At 68.2% G+C, this 19810-nt stretch carries 18 protein-coding genes and 1 tRNA gene; 9 read left to right on the top strand and 10 right to left on the bottom strand.

All coding sequences use genetic code 11. The features are described 5' to 3' along the window. Positions 1-65 precede the first annotated feature (65 nt). From B141_RS0114640 to B141_RS0114650, 3 genes are all read left to right on the top strand, one after another. Entirely contained in the window at positions 66-737 is a 672-nt protein-coding gene (locus B141_RS0114640) for a DUF998 domain-containing protein (protein ID WP_051114081.1), read from the top strand. 80 nt (positions 738-817) lie between these two features. Continuing rightward, complete coding sequence (locus tag B141_RS0114645; protein ID WP_020575925.1) at positions 818-1270, top strand: YdeI/OmpD-associated family protein; 453 nt, start codon at positions 818-820, stop codon at positions 1268-1270. 36 nt (positions 1271-1306) lie between these two features. Beyond that, complete coding sequence (locus B141_RS0114650) at positions 1307-2200, top strand: TIGR03560 family F420-dependent LLM class oxidoreductase (protein WP_020575926.1); 894 nt, start codon at positions 1307-1309, stop codon at positions 2198-2200. A gap of 641 nt (positions 2201-2841) precedes the next feature. Here B141_RS0114650 and B141_RS45635 read toward each other — a convergent pair. The 3 genes from B141_RS45635 to B141_RS0114665 all read right to left on the bottom strand — a co-directional run bounded on the left by B141_RS45635 (position 2842) and on the right by B141_RS0114665 (position 8959). Further along, a complete protein-coding gene (locus B141_RS45635; protein WP_020575927.1) occupies positions 2842-7659 on the bottom strand; it encodes a DUF4132 domain-containing protein in 4818 nt (1605 codons plus the stop codon). Then, complete coding sequence (locus B141_RS0114660) at positions 7652-8056, bottom strand: hypothetical protein (RefSeq protein WP_020575928.1); 405 nt, start codon at positions 8054-8056, stop codon at positions 7652-7654. The genes B141_RS45635 and B141_RS0114660 overlap by 8 nt, the downstream gene beginning before the upstream one ends. A gap of 207 nt (positions 8057-8263) precedes the next feature. After that, complete coding sequence (locus tag B141_RS0114665; RefSeq protein ID WP_026257229.1) at positions 8264-8959, bottom strand: methyltransferase domain-containing protein; 696 nt, start codon at positions 8957-8959, stop codon at positions 8264-8266. 28 nt (positions 8960-8987) lie between these two features. On the opposite strand from B141_RS0114665, the gene B141_RS0114670 reads away from it, so the two are divergent. Further along, on the top strand, positions 8988-9395 hold the full coding sequence (locus B141_RS0114670; protein WP_026257230.1) for a MerR family transcriptional regulator: 408 nt from the start codon (positions 8988-8990) through the stop codon (positions 9393-9395). Between the two features lie 430 nt (positions 9396-9825). Here B141_RS0114670 and B141_RS0114680 read toward each other — a convergent pair. The 3 genes from B141_RS0114680 to B141_RS0114690 form a co-directional block, all read right to left on the bottom strand. Next, positions 9826-9898, bottom strand: a tRNA-Arg gene (locus tag B141_RS0114680). 121 nt (positions 9899-10019) lie between these two features. Next, positions 10020-10943: a D-isomer specific 2-hydroxyacid dehydrogenase family protein gene (locus B141_RS0114685; protein ID WP_020575932.1), complete on the bottom strand. Its 924-nt coding sequence runs from the start codon at positions 10941-10943 to the stop codon at positions 10020-10022. Between the two features lie 53 nt (positions 10944-10996). Continuing rightward, positions 10997-11764, bottom strand: a complete 768-nt coding sequence (locus tag B141_RS0114690) for a phytanoyl-CoA dioxygenase family protein (protein ID WP_063828613.1) — start codon at positions 11762-11764, stop codon at positions 10997-10999. A 217-nt stretch (positions 11765-11981) separates the two neighbouring features. On the opposite strand from B141_RS0114690, the gene B141_RS0114695 reads away from it, so the two are divergent. Both B141_RS0114695 and B141_RS45640 read left to right on the top strand, forming a co-directional pair. After that, positions 11982-12659, top strand: coding sequence for an alpha-ketoglutarate-dependent dioxygenase AlkB family protein (locus B141_RS0114695; protein WP_202805784.1), 678 nt, complete (start codon positions 11982-11984; stop codon positions 12657-12659). Beyond that, on the top strand, positions 12659-13453 hold the full coding sequence (locus B141_RS45640) for a helix-turn-helix domain-containing protein (RefSeq protein ID WP_020575935.1): 795 nt from the start codon (positions 12659-12661) through the stop codon (positions 13451-13453). Before B141_RS0114695 ends, B141_RS45640 begins: the two co-directional genes overlap by 1 nt. A 162-nt stretch (positions 13454-13615) precedes the next feature. Here the strand turns inward: B141_RS45640 and B141_RS0114705 are convergent, their stop codons facing one another. Together B141_RS0114705 and B141_RS0114710 are read right to left on the bottom strand one after the other, a co-directional pair. After that, positions 13616-14899: a hypothetical protein gene (locus B141_RS0114705; protein WP_020575936.1), complete on the bottom strand. Its 1284-nt coding sequence runs from the start codon at positions 14897-14899 to the stop codon at positions 13616-13618. Positions 14900-15232: 333 nt separating this feature from the next. Continuing rightward, a complete protein-coding gene (locus B141_RS0114710; RefSeq protein WP_020575937.1) occupies positions 15233-16027 on the bottom strand; it encodes an aldo/keto reductase in 795 nt (264 codons plus the stop codon). 178 nt (positions 16028-16205) lie between these two features. Here B141_RS0114710 and B141_RS0114715 point away from each other — a divergent pair, with 178 nt between their 5' ends. Genes B141_RS0114715 through B141_RS0114725 form a run of 3 tightly spaced genes read left to right on the top strand, consistent with a single transcriptional unit; the run spans position 16206 to position 18770 of the window. Beyond that, entirely contained in the window at positions 16206-17291 is a 1086-nt protein-coding gene (locus B141_RS0114715; protein ID WP_020575938.1) for an LLM class flavin-dependent oxidoreductase, read from the top strand. 28 nt (positions 17292-17319) lie between these two features. Then, positions 17320-17961 (top strand): hypothetical protein, encoded by a 642-nt coding sequence (locus B141_RS0114720; RefSeq protein ID WP_020575939.1) that lies wholly within the window; start codon positions 17320-17322, stop codon positions 17959-17961. Positions 17962-17996: 35 nt separating this feature from the next. Further along, on the top strand, positions 17997-18770 hold the full coding sequence (locus B141_RS0114725) for an SDR family NAD(P)-dependent oxidoreductase (RefSeq protein WP_020575940.1): 774 nt from the start codon (positions 17997-17999) through the stop codon (positions 18768-18770). Positions 18771-19000: 230 nt separating this feature from the next. Here the strand turns inward: B141_RS0114725 and B141_RS49275 are convergent, their stop codons facing one another. Both B141_RS49275 and B141_RS52805 read right to left on the bottom strand, forming a co-directional pair. Then, positions 19001-19165: a hypothetical protein gene (locus tag B141_RS49275; protein ID WP_157181017.1), complete on the bottom strand. Its 165-nt coding sequence runs from the start codon at positions 19163-19165 to the stop codon at positions 19001-19003. 103 nt (positions 19166-19268) lie between these two features. After that, positions 19269-19724 carry a TOBE domain-containing protein gene (locus B141_RS52805; RefSeq protein ID WP_420313590.1) on the bottom strand — a complete coding sequence of 152 codons (456 nt, stop codon included), beginning with the start codon at positions 19722-19724 and terminating at the stop codon, positions 19269-19271. Between the last annotated feature and the right edge of the window lie 86 nt (positions 19725-19810).

Consider the following 19810-nt stretch of genomic DNA (forward strand, 5'->3'; position numbering starts at 1 on the left):
CCTGTGCCCTCAGAGTGACGTTCGCCGGACTCGCCGGACTCGCCGAACCAAGATTGGAGCATGAAATGGCAGATACGCAGACCGAGCTTGGCTGCGACCGTGGCGCGGCTGTTACCCGCTCGATGCTGGGATGGGGAGTCGTGGCCGGCCCGTTCTATCTTCTCTTCGGGATCACCCTCGCTCTCACCCGGCCGGGATTCGACCTGACCCGTGATGCGCTGAGTCTGTTGCTCATCGGAGACCTCGGCTGGCTGCAATGGCTGAACCTCGTCCTGTCCGGCCTGATGTCGATCGTCGCCGCGATCGGGCTGTTGCGTACCCCCGAGTGGTCGCGCGCAGCGGGGTTGCTGGTCGGCGTGTACGGCGCATGTTTCGTGCTCAGCGCGATCTTCCCACCGGACGCGACCGAGAACTTCCCACCCGGCGCCGGCGGCGGGGAGTTCACCACCGCGGGCATCCTCCACTTCGTGTTCGGCGGCGTGGGGTTCGTCGGCGTTGGCATCGCAGCGATCATCGCCGGCTCCTGGCTCGGTCGACGCCAATCGCGCGGAACGACATGGTCGAGGGTCGCGGGCGTGGTCATCATTGTGGCCTTCCTCGCTGGCGGAGCATTGTCCGCACTTCCCGGCGGCGTCGGGCTCCTCTGGATCACGGTGCTGGTCGCCTGGGGCTGGCTGGCGATGACCTCGATCGCCGCCTACCGCGCGATCCCACACCCTGCCATTGCTCGACGTTGATCGGCTGACCCGGATTCCAGCGAGGCCGGTTGCGGCTGGCTCAGCGGCCGGCAAGACGACGAGTTGATTGGTGGTGCGTGATGAGGTTCGATGCGGAACTGCGCCTCAACGGGATGACGGCAACGGGCGTGCCCGTTCCGGAGGATGTCATCGATGGCCTGGGCGGAGGCCGCAGGCCACGGGTCAACGTCACGCTTAATGGTTACGCCTTCCAGACGAGCCTGGGCACGATGTCCGGCGAGGTCATGATCCCGGTCAGCGCTGGGATCCGGAGCGCTGCAGGCGTCGCGGCCGGTGACCGGCTCGACGTTGAGGTCGAGCTCGCGACAGAGCCTGCGCGGGTCGCCGTCCCCGAGGATCTGCGTGCGGCTCTCGCCGCCGAACCCGAGGCGCACGCCTTCTTCGATGGACTCACGTCGAGCCAGCAGCGGGGTTACACCGAATGGATCGAGCAAGCCAAAAGGGACGATACCCGTCAGCGCCGGCTGGAGCAGACCGTGGAGGCGCTGCGTGAACGCCGCTCGCGTCGCTAGCGGCATCCGCTACCGCGTTGTCGAAGGAGAACTGTCATGCGGTTGAGCATGAGCATCACCAACTTCTCGTGGCGGGACGGGCGCCGCGGGCTGGGAGAGCAGCTCGCAGAGATCGTGGAGGCGGCCGACCGCGGCGGCCTCTACGGGGTCTGGGTCTCCGACCATCTGCTGCAGGTCGACCCGTACGGCGCCCGCCCCGGCGAGACCGAGATGCTCGAGGCGTACACCACGCTCGGCTACCTTGCCGCGCGGACCTCGCGTGTCCGGCTCGGTGCGCTGGTGACCGCGGTGACCTTCCGCCCGCCCGCGTTGCTGATCAAAGCCGTCACCACCCTCGACGTGCTCTCGGGCGGCCGCGCCATGTTCGGTATCGGCGCCGGATACCAGGTCGAGGAGGCCGCGGCGATGGGCTTGGCCCTGCCGCCGGTGCCGGAACGGTTCGACCGGCTGGAGGAGACGCTGCAGATCGCGCTGCGAATGTGGACCGGAGACACCTCGCCCTACCGCGGCCGGCACTACACCCTCGAGGCTCCGGTAGGCAGTCCCGCGCCGGTCGCCCGTCCGCACCCGCCCATCCTGGTCGGCGGCACGGGGGAGAAGCGGACCCTGCCGCTGGTCGCGCGCTACGCGGACGCATGCAACGTGTTCGACATCCCGGACGGCGGCGCGACGTTACAGCACAAGCTGGGCGTGCTGCGTGGGCTGTGCGTTGAGATCGGACGGCCGTACGAGCAGATCGAGAAGGTGATCTCCACCCGGCTGCAGCCCGGCGAGTCAACTCAGTCGTTCGTGGCCCGCTGCTCGGCGTTCGCCGAGCTGGGTATCGACCACGCCACCGTCATCACAACCGGGCCTTGGACCGGCGAGAGCGTCGCCACCCTCGCCGAGGCCGCCGGCCAGATCGCTGAACTTGCCGCCCAGGACAAGTAACGCCCGAAACGTGCGCCGCCCGAACCACTCGTCGAGCGCACCCACTCAGAGACCTTTCTCAGGTCTGACTGCTGGGCGCACCAGGATCACGATCCTTGCCGGAGAGTCTCCAGTTCACGAATCGGGAAGGGGATGCCACCCCAAGCCCTTGAATACGCGTCACTGCCCCCACACTGAACCAGCACTTCGCCAGCCATAAGCACCACGCTGCGAATAAATGTTCTGACGCCAACCCGACCGTGCCATCGCAGACTGCCACCGCGCCAGCGGCCGGACTCTGATGCCATATCCGTAAACTGGACGACCTGCAGGTAAGCCTCTTCGTCGGCGCTTGAAAAGAACAGGCAGGTACCCCCGGGCTCGGCAGGCAGGAAGGCGATTGCCGAGCTCGACCCCAGTCGCAGGTCAATTGCCGATTGCACTACGGAACCAAGACCATTCCCTATGTATGTGGTGTGTATTTCGATGACCTCTCGTGGAAGGTGTAGAACGAGGTCGGCTGAGCCGGGCGGATGCATCTTCCAATGCATTGATAATTCATCCATTGCCATCACCTTGGATAGGCGGTACGCGGAGATCCGTTTGGATTAATGATCGCCTTTCGTGAGTCCACGATCGACGCCGGCGGGCAACTCTGCGGCTCAGCGGACCAGTTGCTCGAGGATCGTTGGGTCTTTGATCTTGTCGTCGCGGGCAAGTAGTACGACCTTGGCCACGATCTCAGCGGTACGCGGATCGTCGTCTGCGAACGGGAGGAAGATGCGTCCGCGGTGCTGGGCGCTGACTGGCACAATGCACACCGCGTTTCCGGGGCTCCGATGTACGACACCTGAGCCGAGGTGGATGGAGTAGGTGCCGAGCGTGCCTTTGATTCTCGCGTGGTGGCCACCGACTTCGACGTTGCTGAGTCCGAGCAAGGTCGCGGTCTCGTCGACGAGGCGGGTCCGCATCTCGACCGATGACTCGGACACTTCCGGGTCGACGCCGCTGGCGTGGGCAACGGATACGACCAGATCGAGGTCTCGCATGGCCTCGGAGAAGAGCCGTCGCGGAACGTCCTCGAGTGGCATTGGCTGCCATGAACCGGCTGGGTGGAAGGTGACATCGGTGATGGTCGCGTCCTCGACGTCGGTGGGCGATCCCCAGCCGTTGAGCAGGTGGCACCAGACGGTCAGCTTTTCCTGGTGGAAGGTTCGGGAGAAGCCGGTCTCGAAGTCGGCGACCCAGCCGCGGGAGGTGAAGATCCCGCCGGCACGCCGGGCCTCCAGCTGGTGACCGGCGTATCGGCGCGAACCGGCGCCGCGTTCGTCGCGCTCGGTGGTGTTCAGAGTGTAGAGCTCACGGAACACCTGCTTAAATGGTTGCGGCCGTTCTCGAGTCATTACGGCGTGCTGGAAGTCAGGCCATTCACCCGATTCCAGAAGATCGAGTGGGTGCGCGATCCGCAACTCGCCGCGTGCCTGCCGGCCTGTTCCGTCGGGGGCCAGCAGAGTTCCTGGGCTCTCCGATGACGGGTAGCCGGCGATCCCCTCAACGTCCACGAGGACGACCTCGCGAAGCATTGGAGCCAGGATCGGGTGTTGGAGCAGCCTGGATACCTCGTCGACATCGAACGTGTCGCCCAAGACACAGGAAGCCTCAAGCGAGGTGCGCATCCTGCGTGCCTGCTTGCGCAGATCCTTCGCGCGGTCGGCAATGGCAGCGATCTCGGGGAGCTTGGCGCTCTTGGCTGGAAGGGTCTTCAGCGGCTTCCCGGCTCGCTTGACCTCGATGAGCGGAACGCCGGCGTCATCAATTTGGAGGCTCACGACCAAATCGCCGCCTGCCGCGACGACGGGGCCCTCGGCGAGGTCTCGAACCGCAGCTGCCTCCATTGCCCAGATCAGGCGTTGGGGATCGCGGTAGCCGGCCGTCCGAGCAAGATTCTCGAGTCCGACCTCGACTGCGGTCGATTCTGATGCGCGTCGCTGCGAGCCGGATGTGCGGTCGGACGCGACGAACCCTCGAAGGGTCTCGTACCGCCGGTAGAGGACTCCGTCGCCTCCTTGGGGTGACAGAGGCAGCAGCCCGACGGCTCGTACGGAGTCCTGATGGCGCTTGTCCTGGATCCGGGTCATCAGGGAAGGCTCGTCGGCATCGCCGATGAGCGCTGAGGCGAAAAGCTCTGCTCGCTTGTGACCGCCGGCGGAGGAGGCGTACTTGGCCGCCTTGAGGATTGTGGCGAATCGTTGCGGGCCCAGAGTGGACACGACGTCGCGGTACCACGCCACGTCGGCTGCGCCACGGACCAGGTCGGTGCTGTCCAGCGGCGTGCGTTGGCTCACCTCGCTGGCCCATTGTGCGCGGATCTCCTGGTCAACGGACCAGCTGTCGTCCTTGGTGTGGGCGTGAACCCACCATACGGCCGACTCGAGGCCGGTCCAGCCGAGGTGTTCTTCAATCAGCTGGGCCCATTGGGGCGCGTAGACGGCGGTTTCGATGAGGCGCGCGTTGGTGATGCGAGCTTGCTTGGCGAGACGACCAAGCTCGTCGGCGGTGTCGGATTGGCGTGGTTGGTGGATCCGTACGAGATGGGAGAGCCCGCTCTCGCGTGTGTCTGTCCACGCGTAGCCGCGGGCGAACGGTCGCTTTCCCAGCGCGGCAAGCACCCTGATGAGGCTGTCGGCTCCGTACGCCGATCGCAGGGCTTTCGATGTCTCCGATAGACGGGTAGGAAGGTCGCCTCGATCGGCTTCTTGGGCGATGGCGGCCCGGCGAACCTTCTCCACGATGGTCTGGGTCCGCTCTCGTGCAACCCATGACGGCGGATTGAGGGCAGTGAGGGTCCAGACGGCGTCTCGACCGCGGCCCCCGAAGTGGCGGATGTAGGTCGCGCGACGGGGCGCCATGATGAGACTGTCGATGAGGTCTGCTTCTGAGGCGATGCCACGTTCGAAGGCCTCGACGATGATGAGCGGTTCTGGTGTCAGACGTTCAGGCTGGTCGGGGACGAGGATTCGGCTGTCCTGGACCTGTCCATACGACTGCGTGACCGCGACCTCGAGCATCGGTCCGTGCCACCGGTCGAAGGTTCCCTCCGGTTCGTCCAGGAACCGTACTGCGCGCCACAGACGTGCAAGTTGGTCGTCGGTGAGGTCGGTGGGATCAACAACGTCCGGTGCGCCGCGGAAGAGCCCTCCGAAGGTCGTGACGCGGTCGTCGGTTCCGATGATGTTGCCCCAGTCGTCCCGTTCGATCTTGCGTCCGCGCTTGGCCATAATCTCGGGGGCGCCCATGAGTCCGTCTGCCGGCAGCGCCGCCGCGGCCGTCTCGAGCATGTCCAGAAGCGGACCTGCCCAACTGGGACGCCATTCTCGACGAGCGACATGCCCGATCAGCTGGGCGCGCAACCGGTTCAGATTATCGGGGCGGTCCCAGTCTCCTATCGGACCCACTACAGCGTTATTCACCCCCCGCACCCATGGCCGATTGCTCGAACCCATCCAGTGGAGGAGCGCGACCTCGACTCCGCCGTCGGTCAAGTGGCCTTGCGTCCGCTCCCACCACGGGTCGATCAACGACGCCAGGGGCATCGAGCCGTCTGCGGCGTTCGGGATCCAGCGGAGGTTGGCCAGCAACTCCACGCCGCTGTAGGTCTGAACCTCAACGTCTGCATGTTCGTCGAGCCAGGCACCAAGCGACGTCCAGGCCAGGGCGACGCCCCGGTGGTACTTCTTCCAGACATGCGCCGGCCGTGCCACCGGACGCGCTGCCTGTGTTCGCTCCTCTGGCATGAACCGGACCTCGGCAGGCACGTCGTCGGAACTGCCGGACTCGGCCCCCGTGCCCAGCAGACCTTCGAGTTCCCTAGCAGCACGCTGTTGTTCCGGCACACCAGCCGAGAGCCGCCCTATTGATCCCGCGAGCGAGGCGGCGTCTTGCTTCCGCAGCAATAACAGCGCGGCCGTCCTCAAGTCAGCAGCCTTTCGGGTGAGCATCTTCTCCAGCCCGACCGCCTCCTCCGAGGTGATGGTGGGAAGTCCCTCGAGAGCGTTGGCGGCCAGCCCACGGACCGTCGAGGATCGGTCGGTGAGAAATGAGAAGAGGACCTTACGGTTCACATCTGGTTCGCGGGCGTACCGACCTACGGCGATCTGGCGTCCATCTGTGGATGCGGCTTCGACAATGCGGAGATCGACGGCGCGCGCGGGACTGTATGCGACGATCACGTCGGCAGCCAAAGCCGCGCTCACCTTCTGCGTCCGTGATCCCAAGATTCCGGTCTGTACGTCTTGTTGTCTGCCGAGCTGACCTACCCGTCGCTGAAGCTCTTCTCGGACTCTCGGGTGCAGATCCGTGCTCGTCTCCTTGCCCCACACAGACACCGGCCAGGCAGCAACCGCGGCGGCGAACACCGGTAGGGATTCGTCCTCCAGGGCCAACGCAAGGTGCTCGCTGGCTTCAGGGAGGGCAAGATCAGTGAGCAGCCGGGCAGCGGCTAGACGATGCCCGCCGTCAGGGCTGTTGAGGACCCAGGCGGCGACGGCGGCCGCCGCGTTCGCGTCGCGAACCGCGTGCGCCCAGAGGCCGAGGTATGCCGTGGCGGGGTCGGCCTCGAGGAGTTCTTCGGCCGCGGGCGGGCGCCTGAGGTACATCTGAAGGGTGGCAATGGCTTGGGCGAGCGGTTGCCGGACCTCGAGCTCCTCGCCCAGCCACACCCCCATCGCACGCACGGTTCCAGCGAAGCGAACCAGATCGTGCTGGCCGATGACCGCGAGCATGCGTGCGAACGCGTCGGGATGACCCAGGTCGCTGGCTTCGAGGATCGTCTGTCGCAGGCCCTCGGCTCGCTGCGCACTGACCAGCAGGTCCTCGACTGCTTCCCAACAGTCCGAGCTCGTGCAGGCCAGCAAGGCGACGAACGCCTGCTGCGACGGCCCGCCGATGGGGTGGCGCCCGCGCACGCTGTCCAAGAGGATCCTCTTGATCTCGGTGTTCCCGGCGTCGACGGCGGCAGCAAGGAGTCCTCCAAGCGGCACGTAGCTGCCCAGGTACAGCAGCCACGATGCATGCCAGGACAGCGGCTGGGGATACCACGTGCCATGGTTCAGCAGCTGGACCAGCTCCTCCCAGCGCCCAGCAAGGGAGTCGCGCGGGTTCCCGGAGCGGTAGGCACGACGATCCCAGCCCCGCTGGTACGGCGCGGATCGCGACCACTCCCACCAGACCGAGAGGTCGGCGCCCAGCGATGGGCACAAGGCGGAAAGAACCTTCGCGCGCTTCTGGGTCGAAAGGCCATCCAGCTCCGAAGCGAGGTCGGACCAAGCAAGCCGGCGATCGGCCAGGGCGCCTGCGATCCGCGCTGCGAGCGGAGGCGCGAGCCGCTTCCGCACACAGACCCCGCGCCTTCGTTCGGCCTCCGGTGCGGCATACTTCCTCAGCTCGAGATCAGCCTGCTCCGCCGACAGCACGTCAGCCACCCGCCAAAGCCACGAGCCGCACCAGCCGCAGCCGGGAGTCGGACTCGATCCGTAGGACCGCGTCGAGATCCTCGACCTGTATGTCATCGAGGAAAACGAAGTAGAGCCCGTCGGTGAACGCCTCGATGGCGCGGACCAGCGCCACATCCAGCGGCGGTGCGGCCGGAACCGCGCGTGACTCCCGCCCGAACCGTCCCGTCTCGACGCCGCGAGCCACGTCGCCAGGGGTGAGCACCCACAGGGTGCGACTCCTCACCCGCCGCTCCTCATAGCTCGCGAGTTCATGACTCACCAGGACTTCGAGCAGTTGGCGAAGTGTGACCACCTCCTCGACAACCGACACCTCTTGGATATCCGGCGACGACGTGTCCCCCAAGATCTTCGTCTGCACAATCACCGGGCAACTCTCGCACTCCGGAGGTTTTGACTTAAAGACCTCCGAGAAGTTTGGTCACCCTATAGGCGAGGACGCCCACGCCCCAGAGCCCTTACCCGCAAGGGGACAACCTCAGATCACGATCTACGGCTGTAGTCCTAGGCGCTTCCTCGGCCTTAGCCGCCACAGGAGACATCAACGATGAGGACGGCATCTCCGAGCTTGACGCTATCCCTGTGCGGCGACGAGGAACATCGGCACCGCGACGAAGATCCGGTTCGTGCGGGCGCGCTCGGCCTGCTCGGCGAGCCAACTCTCCTCGTCGGTGATCCGGTGCAGCAGGCCGAGCGCGGTGTCGTCGGTGAACACACCGGTGCGCACCTCGACGACTGGGTCGGTGAACCCGGCGTCGAGCAGCAGGTTGCGGTACCTGCGGGCGACGCGCGGCGACGGGAGCGAGTCCGCCTTCGCGTGGACCAGCCGGCGGGTAATCTCCGGCTCGTCCGAGTCGATGACGAACGTGTCCCAGTCCTGGCCGAGCAGCACGGCCCGCCCGCCCGGCGCGAGCACCCGGCGGGCCTCGGCCACGGCTCGCGCCGGGTCGTCGAGCGTGTGCAACACCTTGTCCGCGCGGTAGCAGGAAACCGACTCGGTCTCCAGCGGTAGCTCGCAGGCGTCGCCGACGTGGAACTCGCCGGCCGGCCAGCGCTTCCGGGCCGCGGCGATCATCGCGGGGTCGAGATCGACGCCGATCGCGCGGGCCCCGTGCTCGGCCAGCTCGGCGACCGCGCGGCCAGGGCCGCAGCCGGCGTCGACCACGGTTCGGCCGGTGAGGTCGCCGAGCAACTCGTAGGAACGTGCGCGCAGCGCCACGGCCCAGGGCTGCGTGTCTACGGCATCGAGGACAGTAAGCAGGCTGTACATGCCCGCCATGGTCTGACTTAATGTCGACATGAAGTCAAGCCCGATGACGATCGGCCAGGTGGCCGACCACTTCGGCCTGCCGGCGCACGTACTGCGGCACTGGGAGTCGGTGGGCCTGCTCGCTCCCGCCCGCGCCGAGGGCGGCCGCCGCCGCTACACCCGCGACGACCTGGTCAGGGTGGCGTCGATCGTGCGTATGAAGCAGGCCGGCCTGCCACTGCCGGACATCGGCGAGTTCCTCACCTCGATCCACACCGCCGCACGCAAGGACGTGCTACGCCGCAACCACCGCGCGCTGCAGGCCAGGATGGCGACGCTGCGCTCGGCGCTCGATCTCCTCGAGGCCGGGCTGAACTGCTCGCACGAGGACATCGCGACCTGCCCGAACTACCGGGCCCACCTCGCGGAGCTGGTGGACGTTCAGGACTCGGTGTAGACCGCCGCCGCGGCGTCCGGCTCCTGGTCTGGGTCCCGGCACGGGGCGCCGGTCAGCCGCGTGTGTCGAGCGGGACGTGCACGGAGAGGTGCGATGACAGGGCGCCAAGGAAGTCAGAGGCATCGAAGGCCGCGCCCGCGGAGGCGACGCCGGTGGTTCTGGTCCGGCCGGTGAGGATGGCAGGCAATGGCTCCAGCAGGCTCGGCGCTATACACCGAACCGGAGTGCACCTTCGTCGGGTGCGCTGGACTGCCGCAGCAGCTCGGACTACCCGCATCGCCGCCGGCAGCCAATGTGCCCGCTCACGGGCACGGTACGGGCACAGACTGCCGGAAAGCGTCGCCGCCAGCCGGACACAGCCGGACGACCAAGATCGCGCGGAACCCGCAAAACTGCAGCTCAGAGGCATGTTTCGGGTGGTGAGACTGGGTGCCCCCGGCAGGATTCGAACCTGCGACACACGGTTTAGGAAACCGTTGCTCTATCCCCTGAGCTACGAGGGCTGGATCAGCGGGCCCAGCGTACCGACACCAGCCCTCGGCACGCAGACGGCGGTGCCGCCCAGGTCGCGCCAAGGCAGGACAGAGCGTCCGAAACCCGCCTCAGCGCGCCCAGAACCCGAGGTCAGTACCCCCGCGTGACGTCGATCAAGCCGAGCAGCTCCCGGCCCTCGGCGTACCTGCGTACGTTCTCGGCCACCCGCGCGGCGAGCCGGGGGAACAGCAGAGAGGCGGGGTTGGCCGAGTGCGGGGTGATCAGGGCGCGCGGCTCGGTCCACAGCGGGTGGCCGTCGGGGAGCGGCTCGGGGTCGGTGACGTCGAGCGCCGCGCCGCCGATGATGCCGGCTCGCAGCGCCTCGACCAGGGCGTCGGAGTCGACCAGCGAGCCCCGCGCGATGTTGATCAGCCACGCGTGCGGGCGCAACAGGTCGAGCTCGCGCCGCCCGATGAGGTGCTGGGTCGCCGACGTGGCGGGGGCGCCGATGACGACGAAGTCGCACTCGGAGAGTACGGCGTCCAGCTGGTCCGGCGTCGTGGTCAGGGCGGCGCCGGGCACTGGCGTACCGGAGCGCGTGATCGCGAGGATGCGGGCCCGGAACGGCGCCAGCAGCGGGATGAGCGCGCGCCCGATCCCGCCGCATCCGATGATCCCGACGGTGGAGTCGAGGAGGGTGCCCGACGTGACGTGGTCCCAGGTGGTACGCCGGGCGAGCGTGGCGAGCTGGCGCGCGCCGGCCAGCATGAGCGCCAGCGCGTGCTCGGCGACCGGCTCGGCGTAGCTGCCCACCGCGCACGTGTAGACCTTGCCGCCGCGGAAGACGTCCGCCTCGAACCACGACTCGACCCCGGCGGACGGGAGCTGGATCCAGCGGATGCCGTCATGGTCAAGGTCCGCGAGATCCCGCGGCGGCCCGCCGAACCACACGATCGCCTCGGCGTCCGCGACCTCATCGACGACCTTGCCGCCCGAGGCGACGACGGCCTCGACGAGTTCGGGCAGGGCCTGCGGGCCCACAAAGACGTTGGGCGTGGACGTGTCGTGATTCATCGGAGCATTATCCCCACCACCCGGCGAAGCGAGGCCCTGGCACGGGGCCGGTCTCACGACGTGGGCGGCTCCGTCACTCCGAGGACGAACCGCTGTGCCGGGCTCAACCGTTCGTACGTCGTACGCCGGAGGTAGGCGTTCTGGTCAAGCTGCTGCGGCAGGTCCCGCTGGCAGAAGTACCCGTGCATGGCTCGCCGGGGCCGGTCGGAGCGGTTCAGGGTCCCGCCGTGCCAGAGGTGGCTGTTGAAGATCACGACGGTGCCCGCGGGCGCGATGAGTTGGACCTCCTCGGGGTGGGAACCGGCCGGGTCGGGCATCTCCTGGGCCGGCATGGTGGCACGCCGGTGGGAGCCGGGTACGACGCGGGTGGCGCCGTTGTCGGCCGTGAAGTCGTCGAGCAGCCAGATCGAGTTGCACACGCGGTACGCACCCGCCGAGACGGGCTCGCCGAAGTCGGCGTGGAGCGACTGGTGGCCCTGGCCGGGCAGCGCGGCTCGGCTGTTGAGTGAGGACAGCTTGAATTCGCCGAGGACATGCCGCATCGCGGCCAGCACCCGTGGGTGGGAGAAACACACGTAAAATATGGGGTCCTTGTTGACGAGATCGGCGAGCCGGTCGGTGCCCGTCTCCTGGTGCACCTCGAGTCCGGCACGATCGCCTTCGGCGTCGGTGAGCGCGGCCAGCCTGGCGTTGAGACTGTCAACCTCGGATTGGCGCAGGATCCCGGGCAGTGGCAGGAAACCGTCGCGATCCAACCGCTGATTCTCCGCAGCGGACAGGGTGTCGGCGGCGACCCCGAGGTCGGCCAGGGCGCTGAGCATGTCCACGGGTCGAAGCTCCCTTCGCATTGGAACGACATGAGTTTGCATGGACCGGCACGGGCTTTCATGGAGCGGCACGAGCTTGCATGGAACGGCACGGGCGAGGAGCGTCTCGATCCCGAACCTCCCAGGTTTCTGGGAGGGTTGCGATGCAGGACACGACGAGACCGTTGCACAGAACGCCGACGAGACCAGGGCGTGCGAGCAAAGTCCGCGGGTGGCACAGTGGACCGCTATGGCGGCACTCATTCCCCGGCCACCGGTCGACCTCCCTCCCGGAGCGGTCCAACTGCCGGGCTGGTTGTCCCTCGCGGAGCAGCGCCGTCTGGTCCGGGCCTGCCGGGAGTGGGCGGCCCCGCCGGCCGGAATGCGGGCGACCCGCCTGCCCAGCGGCGGCGTGATGTCGGTGCGCACGGTGTGCCTTGGATGGCACTGGGTCCCGTACCACTATTCGCGTAGCGTCGATGACGGGGACGGTGTGCCGGTCAAGGAGTTCCCCGACTGGTTGGGTGAGCTGGCGCGGCGTGCGGTCGCGGAGGCGTACGACGATCCCGACGCGGGTGCGGCGTACCAGCCCGACATCGCGCTGGTGAACTTCTACGACGCGAAGGCCCGGATGGGCATGCACCAGGACCGCGACGAACGCAGCCTGGCCCCCGTGGTGTCGTTGAGCCTCGGTGACACCTGCGTGTTCAGGTTCGGCAACACCGAGCACCGCCAGCGCCCCTGGACCGATGTCGAACTCGAGTCCGGTGACCTCTTCGTCTTCGGTGGACCGTCAAGGCTGGCTTTCCACGGCGTACCCCGCACGCTCCCCGGCACCGGACCGGACATCGGCATGAGCCAGGGCCGGCTCAACATCACCGTCCGCGAGTCAGGTCTGCGTCAAGACTGATGGACGGCAGCGGCAGTCCGCAGGATGCGCAACCGCAACCGCAGCCGCAGCCGCAGCCGCGGTTGCTCGGTGCGGGCATCCATGTCGCGCCACCACGACGGGACTTTCCCCTGCACTCACACGGATCCTGGGAGCTGGTCTATTACGTGAGCGGGCGGGCGCGTTGTCCGGTGGGCGAGGAGTGGTACGACGCAACCCCCGGCACAGTGCTGCTCACCCCGCCGCAGACTCCGCATGCCGAATACACCACCGGCGGCTATACCAACCGCCACGTGCAGGTCGCGGCGCCGGCGGGCTGGCCGTGGCCCCGGGTCTGTTTCGACGACGGCGATCGCTCGATGGGGCGGGTCTTCGACGGGCTGGCGCGGGAGGTCGCGCAACCCGTGGTTGACAGCGGTGAGTTGGCGAGGCTGTTGCTGGCCGAACTCGACATCCTGCTCCGCCGGGCAGCGGCGCGCGCGGATCTCCCAACGGGGGAACGGATCGTCGCCGAGGCCGAGCGGATTGTCGAAGCCCGCTTCGCATCCTGCATCCGGATCAGTGATCTCGCGGACGAACTCGGCGTCTCGCCTTCGACTCTCCGGGCGTACTTCGCGAAGTATCGGCGTACCTCGCTGCGCGCGCATCTTCACGGCGTACGTCTGCGGCACGCGCTCGGCCACCTGCGTAACTCGACCTTGACACTGCAGGCGATCGCCGACCTCACGGGGTACGACTCGGTGAGTCACCTGAGCCGGCACGTGAAGGCGGCGACTGGTACGTCACCGGGACGGCTACGTGGAAGGCCCGGATGAGAAGAGAGGGCGCGCCGGGGGTTCGGGGTGGGGTGGAAAGCCTGGGCCCGAACCCCCGGCGCGCCTTGTTATCTCCGCGGCCCGACCTGGATCGCGGGTCGAGCGTCGGGCAGAGCCGGTGTCAGCCGGCCGACCGGTGCGGAGTGGTGGGCGGCCAGCCGGTTAGTTACGACGGAGCTGGCGCACCTTGAAGCCGGCGAGGCCGAGGCCGACCAGCATCGCCATACCGAGGGCAGCCCATCCCCAAGGAGCGAGCGGGGTGGAGTTGGCCGCGGGCTGGACGCTGCCCGAGGCCACCGTGTCGCCCTTGGCGGAGTCCGCTCCCTTGGCCGCGCGGTCAGTGGTGGTCACCGCTTCGGCGTTGTCGGCGGCGTTGTCCGCGCCGGTGTTCGGAGCCTGCGCCTCGGCGTTGGTGCCGCCCTTGACGCCGGTGTTGGGTGCGGCCGCCTGACCCTGCGGAGCGCTGGTCTTGACGTCAGGCGCACCGGCCTTGATGCCTGCCGACTGCGGCCCCTTCGGGAACTTGACCGTGGTGGCGGAGGCGCAGTTCACCTTGCCGAGCTGCAGGTCGAGCAGGCCGGGGTAGGCCGTCTCGACCCCGAGCGCGGTCACACTGATCTGGCCGGCGGAGGTGGACTTCCCGCCCACCGTGAGGCTGGCCAGGGGAACCGCGTCCAGCTTCGACGTCGGGACCGCGGCGAGCACCCGGTCGAGGGTTCCGCTCGCGTTCACCGACAGCTGACTGCGAACCGCACCGAGAACGTCACCCAGGTTGAGGTTGACGCCCGCCGGGCTCAGGTTGGCCAGCGCGACCTGCTGGTCGTCGACGACCGCGACGACCTTGGCCTGCGCGAGGTTGGCCCTGCCCTCCAGCTCGCCTGGTGTGGCCTGGCACTCGGCGGTGAGCGAGTCGCCGACCACCCGCAGCTCGACGTTGGGCAGTCCGTCCACCGACACGTCGGGGAGCGGTAGTGCCGGAAGTCCGAGGTCGGAGAGGAGCGACAGGTCGCCGTCGAGGAGCGTGCTGAGGCCAAGCTGGTCAAGCGTGCCGAGGGAGACCTGGACGCCGCCCCCGTCGGAGGCCAGGCAGGTGTTGTCGACGCCGAGCTGTACGGTGCCGGTGCTGCCGACCACACCGGCACACGCCGCGGCGTACCCATTGGACGTGGCCAGGGCGTCCTGACCAAGCGCGCCAGCGACCGCGACCTGCTGGTCGCCGATCAGCGGGAGCTTCGGGGCGTTCGCCCCGGTGACCGATTCGAGCACGCCGTCGTTGACCGCGACGTACGCGCCGCTGTCGGCGATCTGCCCGCCGGCCCTGAGGTTGAGCGAATGGGCCGATGCGCGGCTGGTCCAGCTGCCGTCAACGATCCCGTCGTTATCGGTGGCCGCTACGCCGGGAGACGCGGTGAGCGTCGCGAGCAGAGCCACTCCCGTACCGACCACGGCGGTACGTCCGATCCATGTTCCAGCTCGAGTGAGCTTTTCCGGGGAGGATCCCGGGCCTCGCATCACCATCGACGCTGTACATCCCTTCACCTATGGAGAACGCATCCGCCCCCCGAAGGCGCCCGGTGCCTCGCGTTCTCCTTGTGCCCTGGACGAACGAGCTGTTGTGGCACGGGTTACGCCTTGTGGGATGAAAACGGGTGAATCGAGGTGATTTTTTGGTGATAGGGCTCTGCTGAACAGTTCGTAGACAATTAGTAGTCAAGTATCTACGTTTAGTCACTGAGCTCCGGGGGTTCTTGTTGGCGGGCGTCCTCACCTGGTCGCTGGCTAGTGGCCGGACAGGCCGTCGAGCGCGGCCACCTCCTCCGGGGTGAGCTCGAAGCCGAGGACATCGATGTTGGCCTCGATCCGCTCGCGTTGCGCCGACTTGGGAATCACCACGATGCCGTGCTGGAGGTGCCAGCGGATGATCACCTGCGCCGGGGTCATGGCGTACCTCCCGGCGATCTCGGTGAGCACCGGGTCATTGAGCCGGGCGGCCCGGAAGGGGCTATATCCCTCGATCACCACGCCGCGCTCCCTGCTCGCCTCCACCAGCGAACGGTCGAACAGGAACGGGCTCCACTTGATCTGGTTCACCGCCGGCGTGACTCCCGTGGCGGAGGTGAGCTCGTCGATCTGGTCGAGGGAGTAGTTGCTCACGCCGATCGAACGAACCAGGCCCTCGGCCTGCGCCTGGACGAACACCCGCCAGGACTCCACGCCCGCCGTACCCCCGGGCGGCCAGTGGATGAGCCACAGGTCGAGGTGGTCGGCGTCGAGCTTCGCCAGGCTCTCCTCCAACGTGCGGCGTTCGCGTCCGACGTGGTCCGGCGGCAGCTTGGTGGTGACGAACACCTCCTCACGCGGGAGCCCGCTCTCGCGCAATGCCGCACCGACCTCCGTCTCGTTGGCGTACCCGGTCGCGGAGTCGATGTGCCGGTATCCCGCCTCGAGCGCCCGGCTCACCGCCTGGCGGGCCTCGTTGCCGCGCAGCTGCCAGGTGCCGAAGCCGAGGAGGGGGATCCGGCGGCCGTCGTTCAGAGGGACCACGAGGTCTGAAGCAAGCCCGATGTTCGTCATGCGTCCGGTCCTACCCTGATCGGCTTCCAGAACCAACCGTCGCGCACCGTGGACGGCCGGCCAGATGCGGTCCTGCTTGGCTCTGACCTCGCCGCGCCCGACCCCCAGCCCCGGCCTGAACCCAACGCCGTCCCCGCGGACGGGAAGACCGTGGTGGGGGTACGGCGTTGGGCTGAACGTGTCCAACGACTACGCGCGGGTACCCCTGTCCGCCCTCGAACTCGCTCCCGTCGGCTCCGGCCAGTCAAGCGCCGACGCGCTCCGCTCCACGGCCGCCGTCGCGCAGCGGGTCGAGCAGCTGGGCTACCGCAGGTTCTGGGTGGCGGAGCATCACAACATGCCGGGCGTCGCCTCGACCAGCCCGGCGGTCCTGATCGCGCACGTGGCGGCGCAGACGTCCACCATCCGGGTCGGCTCGGGTGGAGTCATGCTGCCCAACCACGCCCCGCTGGTGGTCGCCGAGCAGTTCGCCATGTTGGAGGCGCTGCATCCGGGCCGCGTGGATCTCGGCATCGGCCGCGCGCCGGGCACCGACCAGAGGACGGCCCTGGCGTTACGGCGTACGCCAGAAGGGCTGAACGCCGAGGACTTCCCGCGCGAGTTGGACGACCTCCTGACCCTGCTCGAGCGCCCCGAGCCTGCTGAACAGGACGGGCTGTTCGGCGCGGCGGAACGCCAGGACCCGCACGGCCCGACCGGCCCGACCAGCCCGCCGTCGCGTACGAGCGGCCTGGTGGCAACGCCCGCCGCCGAGTCGTCGCCCGCCGTGTGGCTGCTCGGCTCCAGCGGCTACAGCGCCCAGGTGGCGGGCCTGCTGGGGTTGCCGTTCGCGTTCGCCCACCATTTCAGCGCCAAGAACACCATTCCCGCGCTGGAGCTCTACCGCAGTAGGTTCCGCCCCTCGGCGGTGCTCGACGAGCCGTACGCGATGGTGACGCAGTCTGTGATCGTCGCCGACACGTACGAGGAGGCGGAGCGGCAGGCCCTGCCCGGCCGGCTGGTCCAGGTCTCCCTGCGGACCGGCCGCCCGCGAGCGCTCCCGAGTCCGGAGGAGGCGGCGGCACACGAGTGGACCGACCTCGAACTCGAGATCCTCGCCGCGTCCCCGGGTCGCCCGACGATCGGAGATCCGGCGAGCGTACGCGCCGAACTCGCTGAGCTGGTCGCCACGACCGGTGCGGACGAGCTGATGGTGACGACGATGACGTACGGCGTGGACGCCCGGCTCCGCAGCTTTGACCTCCTGGCCAAGGCCTGGGTGTGAGCCGACCGGCGTTGGGCAGGCTGCCGGCGTGGCCTCCTCGCGCGCCATCGCCCGCGCCCTGATCGAACGGCACGGCACGACGTACGCGGAGCAGGCGGGCATCCGCCTGGGGGACGCGCCCGAGCCGTTGTACCAGCTCCTGGTGCTCGCGACCCTGCTGTCGGCCCGGATCAGCACCGCCATCGCGGTCGCGTCGGCTGCCGAGCTGTTCGCCGCGGGGTACCAGTCAGCGCGCACCATGAGCGATGCGGCCTGGGAGGACCGGGTCGAAGCGCTGGACCGTGCGGGCTACGTCCGGTATGACTTCCGGACCTCCACGATGCTGGGTAACGGCGCCACCCTGCTTCTCGAACGCTGGGCGGGCGACCTGCGGCGGCTGCATCAGGAGGGCCGCGACGTCGACGGGATCACCCGGCTCCTGCGGGAGTTTCCGGGTATCGGGCCGGTGGGTGCGTCGATCTTCTGCCGCGAGGTGCAGGGCGTGTGGCCGGACCTCGCGCCGTACGTCGACCAGCGGACCCTGCTCGGCGCCGAACGCCTGGGGCTTCCCACCACTGCCGTCGACCTCGCGGCGCTCGTTGACCCACCCGACGTGGTGCGGCTGGTGGCCGGATGCGTCCGAGCGTCGCTGTCGGAGGATGTCGTGGAAGACGTGCGGAACGCGGTCTGACAGGCTCGTTCCTCTCGCGCGAGGAGGAACGATCAATGGGGCAAGGACGGCTTGCCGGTGAGGTGGTCTTCGTCACCGGCGCGGCGCAGGGCATCGGTCGGGCGATCGCGGCGGTCGCGGCCCGGGAAGGCGCATCGGTCGGGCTGCTCGACATCGACGAGGAGGGTGGCCGGGCCACGGTCGCCGAGCTCGCGGTCGACGGTGTGAACGCCGCCTTCGTCCGCACCGACATCACCGACGAGGCGCAGGTGGCGAGCGCCGTCTCGGGTCTCGCTGGGCAACTCGGCGCGGCCAGCGTGCTCGTCAACAACGCCGGGCGGAATTCGTACGCCGACCCGGTGGCGATGACGGTCAAGGAATGGGACGACGTTTTCGCGGTCGACCTCAAGGGCGCCTGGCTGATGGCGCGCGCGGTGCTGCCGGCGATGATCGAACGCCGTCAAGGCAGCATTGTCAACATTGCCTCGGTGCACTCGAAGCTCACTACCCAAGGGATGTTTCCGTACGCCGCCTGCAAGTCGGGCCTGGTCGGAATGACGCGGAGCCTCGCCCTCGACATGGCACCGCATGGGATCCGGGTCAACGCGGTGAGTCCCGGATATGTGCGGACCCGCTTGGTTGACGAGTATTTCGCGCTCAAGGACGACCCGAGTGTGGAACAGAAGGTGCTCGACGTCCATCCGCTCGGCCGGATCGGCACGCCGGAAGAAGTCGCCGAAGTCGTGTGCTTCCTTGCTTCATCGGCCGCGTCGTACGTCACGGGTTCGGAATGGAACGTCGACGGCGGCTTCGGCGCCCGCTTCGCCTGACAATGCGGCACCAAAATTCTTTCGCTCAGAGCGCTGTCGGTCCTTCGGACCAATCCTGCCCTGCCCCCTCGGGTGGGGAGCCGAATGATCACGTATAGGTGGTCATTACCTGCCTCACATGGTGTCGATGCCATGCAAGGCATGCNATGACCACGTATACGTGATCATTTGGCTCCCCACGCAGCAGCGCAGCTCGCGACACGCTCAGGCGGGGCTCAGGGCGACGACCGTCACCTGGCGACCGGCTCCCGTTCCTGGTCGGCGATCCGGACCAGGTCGGCGTCCGTCACCTCACCCTGCCGAAGTCGAGCGCGGCGAAGCTCGTCCAACACCTCGGTGCCAGGTCGGCCGAAGCGTTCCTGATGCTCGACGAAGGGCTCGCGGCTCGCGGTCACAGCGCCCACAAGAGCACGCCGAACCTAAGTTGGGTGCGCGCCCGGAGCCGCCCGGGCCCAACGTCTCCCCACGAGGGACCTTTGGCAGCTGCGCGGGGTGCGTTCAGGCCGGGTAGACGCGGGTTTCGGCGGCCTTGACGGCGGCCCACAACTGGGTGCCGGGGGTGAGCCCGAGATCCGCGACGGCACCGGCGGTGACGTCGGCGAGCACAGGGGGTACGCCGGCCAGCCGCACCCGCATCAGGTCACCGTGGCGTTCGACGGTCGAGACGGTGACCGGCCAGCAGTTGCGCGGGCTCCCGGCGGGCCGCTCGGGGTGGAGCGCGACCGCGGACGGTTGGAACGCCACGAAAACCTCGCCGGTGGACGGTTGGGCGACCGTGACCTCGCCGCTGCCGGCCAGGCGTACGACCGGACCATCCGCGTACCCCCGGTAGAGGTTCAGCCCGACAAGTCGCGCGACGTAGGTGGTACGAGGCGCCCGCGCCACCTCGGCGGGGCGGCCCTCCTGGGTGATCTGGCCGGCTTCGAGGACCACGATCCGGTCGGCCAGGACCATCGCGTCCAACGGGTCGTGTGTCACCAGGACGCAGCTCCCGTCGTACGCGGACAGGTGCCGGCGCAGGTCCGCGCGAACGTCGACCC

The sequence above is a fragment of the Actinopolymorpha alba DSM 45243 genome (genome assembly GCF_000373925.1).
Classification (GTDB): domain Bacteria; phylum Actinomycetota; class Actinomycetes; order Propionibacteriales; family Actinopolymorphaceae; genus Actinopolymorpha; species Actinopolymorpha alba.